Genomic DNA, 6045 nt, shown 5'->3' on the forward strand with positions numbered 1-6045 from the left:
AGGGTTTTGGGGGTTAGAGGCATGCTCCCTGAACGCTCGGCGCCGCTTCCGCGACCATCCCTGGCTCCTTTCCCTCTGGGAGAGGGGGCAATGCAAACAACTGTAGATTTGTACTGAGATGACCTTGAGAGTTTTGGACTAGAGCTGGGTGGAGCTCTCCTAAGACTAGGTAGCCCGTAGCTGCACCGGCATAACCAAATAACAGAGCCGCATTGCCCCAAGGGGCTTCCAGATGGCCGGCTGCGTGGCGCCGTTTAGCTCCAGGCTCACCTGCTGCGTATGAAACACCCTGAGGGCATCCAGCAGGTAACGCACATTGAAGGCCAGCTCCAGGTCAGGACCAGACATCTGCACTGGCAACGATTCCTCGCCACTGCCCACATCGGGCGCCTCGGTGCTGATGCGCAGGGTTTGGGTTGCGGCAGAAAGATTGAACTTGACGATGTCGTTTCTTTGGGCAGCGAGTACTCCCACCCGTTCCAGCGACTCAATCAAAGGCCGACGCTCCAGGGTTATCTGCCGCTCAAATTGCCTGGGAATCAGGCGGTTGTAGTCGGGATATTGGCCCTCCAAAAGGCGGCTGGTGATCCGCTGTTGGCACTGCGTTTTGCTGGCGCGAGGAGGCAGGACAAACTGCACCTGGGATCGGTCAAACCGCAATTCCACCGTAGAGGCCGCGGTCTGGGTGCCGAGGATGCGCTCCACCTCCCGCAAAGTGCGAGCGGGAATGGTGAAATCCAACCCTATTTCCCCATGGGCCGAAGCAACCGGGATCCCTTCGGCCTCCACCTGCACCATCGCCAGACGGTGCCCATCGGTGGCTGCAAACTCCAGGCAAGGGGGATCCCCTGGCAAGAGCTTGACATGCACCCCTGTGAGCACCTGCTTGGTCTCATCTCCAGAGGCCGCAAAAAGGGTTTGGCCGATCCCCTGCAACAGGCTCTCGATGGGCAGCTCCAGGGCCTGAGCTGTTGGGCTTTCCTCCCCCACAAAATCGCCATCTGCGTCGGCGGTGCGGAGCAGTATTTCCGGTAGGGTGGGGTACTCTTCAGCCGACAGGCTGCGCACTTGATACTGGCCGGCTGCCGACATGAGAATCACAGGGGCACTCTCCTGGGCTTGGCTGCTCGCGTCAAGAGTCACTGGGCCCCTGGGCAGACGGCTGACGATGTCGCTGAGCAGCTTGGCCGGCAGGGTGGTGCGACCGGATCCCCTGACCTGAGCCTCGAACTCGCTGCGAATGCACAAGTTCAAGTCAAAGGCGGTCAAAGCAACCCGCTGAGTTTCCGCGTCGGCCTCCACCAACACATTGGCCAAAACGGGCAGGGCGGGGCGGCTGGCCACAGCCCGTCCAACGGAAGCGAGGTGGTGGCTGAGATCGGCTTGCTCGCAGGTGAAGCTGAAACCCTCCGGAGACGAGTCCACGGCCCCGTCAAGGTATCCCTCCCCACGCTGAGGAGCTGCAGTCTTGCTGCTGCGCAACACTGCCGCAAATGACTCGGCCTCGAGTTCTCGATCCACAGGACGTTGAGCTTGCACCATGGGGGGCACTTGAGGGCTGCACACGCAGATCCTACACCGACTGCCCCGGTTGGATCCCTCCCCTTGCGGTCGAGTTTTGGAAAATTTGCCTCGCGCGTAGGACAGATCTGAAATTTCGATCCCTGCCTAATTTAATTTTTTGATCTAGTAGTAGTAGGGGCTGTGGAAACTGTGGAAAGTGATCGTCAACACCTTGTGCCATGAGCTTTTGAGCCTATTCCCCACCTGTGGAAAAACTGTGGATAACTTGGCCACTTTTCCACAGGGTATTTATACTTGTTAATAACTTGGGGGGTTTTTCCACAGGTTTTCCACAGATTTTCCAGGTTTTTCCACAGGTTTTCCACAGGCTAATGTTATGGTTTTCTGACAAATTCATAAAAATTAACGCACAGTCAGTGTGAGATCCCCTAAGGTAGTGAATCCTTCCCCCTAGATATGGCTGGGGATTCCACCGGAGCTGGGGCGGGCTTCGCTGGATTTCCACAGGTTTTCCACAGGCTGTCGAAGAAAGCCTGGGATATTGCTCTGGGCTTGTCGGCCTTGCCTGGCCACCTGTAAGCTGACACGGGATTTTTGGCAAGACCCCAGAGGGGCGGGAAAGCGCTCTGCGCACCAGAAGCGGCAAAGGAGGTCAGGATGAGGATGGGACAGCGCCTGACCCAAAATTGGGCTGCTGCAGGAGCGAGTCGCAATAGGGATGCGGTCTAGAGTCCGTACCCGCGAAGGGCCAGGCGTAGGTCAACGGGATCCGTTTTGGTGATGGCGGGAGCGCAGCACGATCACGTCAGAAAGCTGGCGCAGTTGACTTTGAACCTGGGTGAGCTGTTTCTTATCACGTACATCGATACAGAGATCGATCAGGGCGGTGCGGTTGGCAAAAGTTTGTACCTTGGCATTGCGAACATTGATACCTTGATCCGATAGGCGGGAAAGGATGTCCCGCAGCACCCCAACGCGGTCGATAACCTCCAGATGCAGTTCTACCGGGTAGATCTGGGCGCTCTGCCGCAGTTGCTCTTCGTTCCATCGTACCGGCACCAGCCGTTCCCCCGAAACCTGGGCCACCCTTGGGCAATCCCGGTGATGGATGCTGATCCCCTTAAAGCGGGTGACTACGCCCAAAATCGGATCCCCCGGCAGCGGATTACAACACTTGGCCAACTGGTGTTTCAGACCCTCCACCCCCAGAATGGGAGATTGGGATTTGATAGAACTGGGAGCCGCAGAAGCCCGTGGCAACAACAGCTTGGATCCCTCAAGCGATTCCTCCTCTGTGGGAGCAGATACTGCCGGCCTGCTGACCTCCTGCAGCCGATGGATCACCAGCGTGGGGGTTGTCTCACCATAACCCAGAGCGGCTAACAAATCCTCTACACTGGCGTAGTTGAGCTTTTCGGCTACCTTCTGCATCCGCTCTGATTTGAGCAGGGCATCAAAGCCCGTTTTGCCAAGTTCCCGCTCCAGTAAATGCCGGCCCCGCGCGATGTTTTGCTCACGATTTGAGCGCTTAAACCATTGGCGAATGCGATTGCGGGCAGAGCTGGTGGCAACGAAATTGATCCAGTCCAGGCTGGGATGGGCATTTTTGTGCGTGATGATCTGCACAATGTCGCCGTTGCGCAGGCGGGTATCCAGGGGCACGATCTTGTTGTTTACCCGCGCTCCTGCACAGTGATCCCCAATTTCGGAGTGGATGCGATAGGCGAAGTCCACCGGACAGGATCCCTGGGGCAGAGCCAGCAAGTCCCCCTTGGGCGTAAAGACGTAAACCTCGCTCTCAAACAGGTTCTCGCGAAGGGTGTCCAGATACTCCTTGTCATCTTTGAGGTCGTTTTGCCACTCCAACAGCTGTCGCAGCCAGGTGAAGCGCTCCTCGTCGGGCTTGACAGTGGTGCTGCCGGCCTCCTTGTACTTCCAGTGGGCGGCGATCCCGTACTCAGCCACGCGGTGCATCTCTTCGGTGCGGATCTGCACCTCCACCGGTCTTCCCTGCGGGCCAATCACCGCCGTATGCAAAGATTGGTAACGATTGGCCTTGGGCAGACCAATGTAGTCTTTGAAACGCCCAGGGATGGGGCGAAAGCAGTTGTGAACGACTGCCAGCACCCGATAGCACTCGCTGTTGGTATGCACGATCACCCGCACTGCCGAGAGATCGTAAATCTCGTGAAATTCTTTGTGCTGCTGCTGCATCTTGCGATAGATGCTGTACAAATGTTTGGGCCGTCCGCTGATCTCAAAGCGTTCCAGTCCCGCTTGAAGAAGGTTCTGCCGCAGCTCTTCGATAAAAGCTTGGATCTCGGCCTCTCGCTCGGCGCGCTTGGCGTTGACCAATTCCTGAATCTTCCGGTAAGCTTCGTAGTCCAGATACTTAAAAGCCAGGTCCTCCAGTTCCCATTTGAAGTGCCAGATCCCCAGCCGGTTGGCCAAAGGGGCGAAAATTTCCATGGTTTCGGCTGCAATTTGCCGTTGCTTACTGGGGGAGAGATACTGCAGCGTGCGCATGTTGTGTAAGCGATCCGCCAGCTTGACCACGATGACTCGAATATCTTTGGCCATGGCCACAAACATGCGGCGGAAATTTTCCGCTTGCTGCTCGGTTTTGCTGGAGAAATTGAACTTAGAGAGTTTGGTAACTCCTTCTACCAGTAGGCGAACTTCAGAGCCGAATTCAGCTTCCAGGGCTTCTGGGGTAACTTCTGTATCCTCAATAACATCGTGCAAAAGGCCCGCTGCCACCGTCACCGCATCTCCCCCCAGCTCCCGCAGGAGAGTAGCCACGGCTACCGGATGGGCAATGTAGGGATCCCCTGATTTGCGTTTTTGGCCCTGATGCAAACAATAGGAAAACTCAAAGGCACGGCGCAGCAGATCGGCTTCTTCAGCCGTGTAAGGCCGCAGCCCATCGCCGGGATCCTCGGCACCGGAAAGCAGAGCACGCAGCCACCCTGGCACCTCAAAACCGAGGCTATTCAGGTCGAGACCTCCATCTGAGGTGGCAATGACAGCCGTCTGACCCATGCGAACCCGGCGAAAAGGGATGTTTAATTACTGACTATAGTTCATCCAGCTTAGCCGCCGACAGATTAGAGGAGGAAAAAACGGCGGAATAAAAAGAGGCATTGGCTGTCTGCCAACGCCGACCACTTGCCATCCTCGGCAGATCGAGAGTCAGTCTTCGCTCCACTCCTCGCAGTTGCCGATCAAATCGCAGAGGGGATCCGAGGGGCAGTAGTCTTGCAGCTCCAGCTCTTGGGCAATCGCCTGCCACTCCCGCTGGGGGAAGAAGGGTTGCAGGTGGGCAATGGCTGCAGAGCGGCGTAAGACCCCCTGCTGAATGAGGCGACGAGCTTCCTCCTGGATGGCCTCAACCGCATAGTGGGTGGCTTGTAAAGTGGGCATAGCTTAACCTACACGTGGAATGGATGGGACGCACCGAAGGGTCAGGGAAAATCTTGCCTCGCTACCCCCATCATAGAACTGGGTCTCGTTTCGTAGCAAGAGATACAAGTTTGTATTGCAGGCAACCTTAAGGCCCGCTTAAAAGCCCAAGCCATCGGCTCCCGCAGTCACTATGCCTTTTTCTGCATCCAAAGTGACAATAGACCCATCCCGGATTAAGCGGGTGGCATCCTTGACCCCCACCAGCACCGGCACCCCCAGCCGCAGGCCAATGACCGCTGCATGAGAGGAGGCTCCCTCTTCTTCGGTAATCACGCCGGCTGCCTGTTTGATGGCCTCCACATAGTTGGCGTCGGTGGATTGGGCAACCAAAATGTCTCCGGCGGTGATTTTGCTGGCATCGAGGCTGGATCTCAAGATGCGGGCCGGGCCGCTGACAATGCCTTTGCCAAACCCTTTGCCTTGAGCCACCACCGCTTTCACCACATCCACCTTGATCAGATCGGTGGATCCCGCAACCCCTGGCAGGGTTCCTGCACTGAGCACCACCAAGTCGCCATCCTTGAGCAAGCCATCTTCCTGAGCCAAGCTGATGGCCGCTTGAAAGGTCTGGCGGGTGGTGGCCAAATCCATAACCAACAGCGGATGTACCCCCCAAACCAACTGCAGCCGCCGTGCCACTTCCACATGGGGGGTTACGGCTAGGATGGGAGTGCGGGGGCGAAACTTAGAGACATTGCGAGCAGTAGCCCCTGTTTTGGTCAGGGTCATCACGGCTACAGCATCCAACTCTTGGGCGATCTCCCCCACGGCGCGGCTGATCGAGTCGGTGATCAGGGTTTTGGGCCGCATTCCAGCAGGACTGTTGCCGTTGTTTTGGCTCAGCTCCTGCATGGCAAGGGCGCGAAGGCGTTGTCGTCGGTCGGCGGAGGTCAGGTCAAAGTAATCGCGCTCGGTGCGCACGGCAATGCGGGCCATGGTGGCAACGGCCTCGACAGGGTATTTGCCCACAGCCGTCTCGTTGGAGAGCATGACGGCATCGGTGCCATCCAAAATGGCGTTGGCCACATCGGAGATTTCGGCACGGGTAGGCCGGGG

The 6045-nt window shown here is 57.4% G+C and carries 4 protein-coding genes; all 4 read right to left on the minus strand.

Annotated elements, in window-relative coordinates:
- Positions 1-165: 165 nt before the first annotated feature.
- The gene (gene dnaN / locus NW815_RS05295; RefSeq protein WP_414388285.1) at positions 166-1542 is read right to left on the minus strand and encodes a DNA polymerase III subunit beta; all 1377 of its coding nucleotides are present in this window, start codon (positions 1540-1542) and stop codon (positions 166-168) included.
- A 741-nt stretch (positions 1543-2283) separates the two neighbouring features.
- The gene (locus tag NW815_RS05300) at positions 2284-4566 is read right to left on the minus strand and encodes a RelA/SpoT family protein (RefSeq protein WP_414388282.1); all 2283 of its coding nucleotides are present in this window, start codon (positions 4564-4566) and stop codon (positions 2284-2286) included.
- A 150-nt stretch (positions 4567-4716) separates the two neighbouring features.
- Positions 4717-4947 carry a DUF4327 family protein gene (locus tag NW815_RS05305; RefSeq protein WP_414342658.1) on the minus strand — a complete coding sequence of 77 codons (231 nt, stop codon included), beginning with the start codon at positions 4945-4947 and terminating at the stop codon, positions 4717-4719.
- Between the two features lie 138 nt (positions 4948-5085).
- The coding region (locus NW815_RS05310) for a pyruvate kinase (RefSeq protein WP_414415782.1) at positions 5086-6045 on the minus strand (960 nt) is incomplete at its 5' end.

Origin of the sequence: Synechococcus sp. R6-7 (assembly GCF_047461695.1) — a bacterium.
Taxonomy (GTDB): domain Bacteria; phylum Cyanobacteriota; class Cyanobacteriia; order Thermostichales; family Thermostichaceae; genus Thermostichus.

Excerpts from the sequence above, each read along its gene's own strand:
- dnaN (WP_414388285.1), bottom strand. The coding sequence starts at position 1,542 with ATGGTGCAAGCTCAACGTCCTGTGGATCGAGAACTCGAGGCCGAGTCA.
- NW815_RS05300 (WP_414388282.1), bottom strand. The coding sequence starts at position 4,566 with ATGGGTCAGACGGCTGTCATTGCCACCTCAGATGGAGGTCTCGACCTG.
- NW815_RS05305 (WP_414342658.1), bottom strand. The coding sequence starts at position 4,947 with ATGCCCACTTTACAAGCCACCCACTATGCGGTTGAGGCCATCCAGGAG.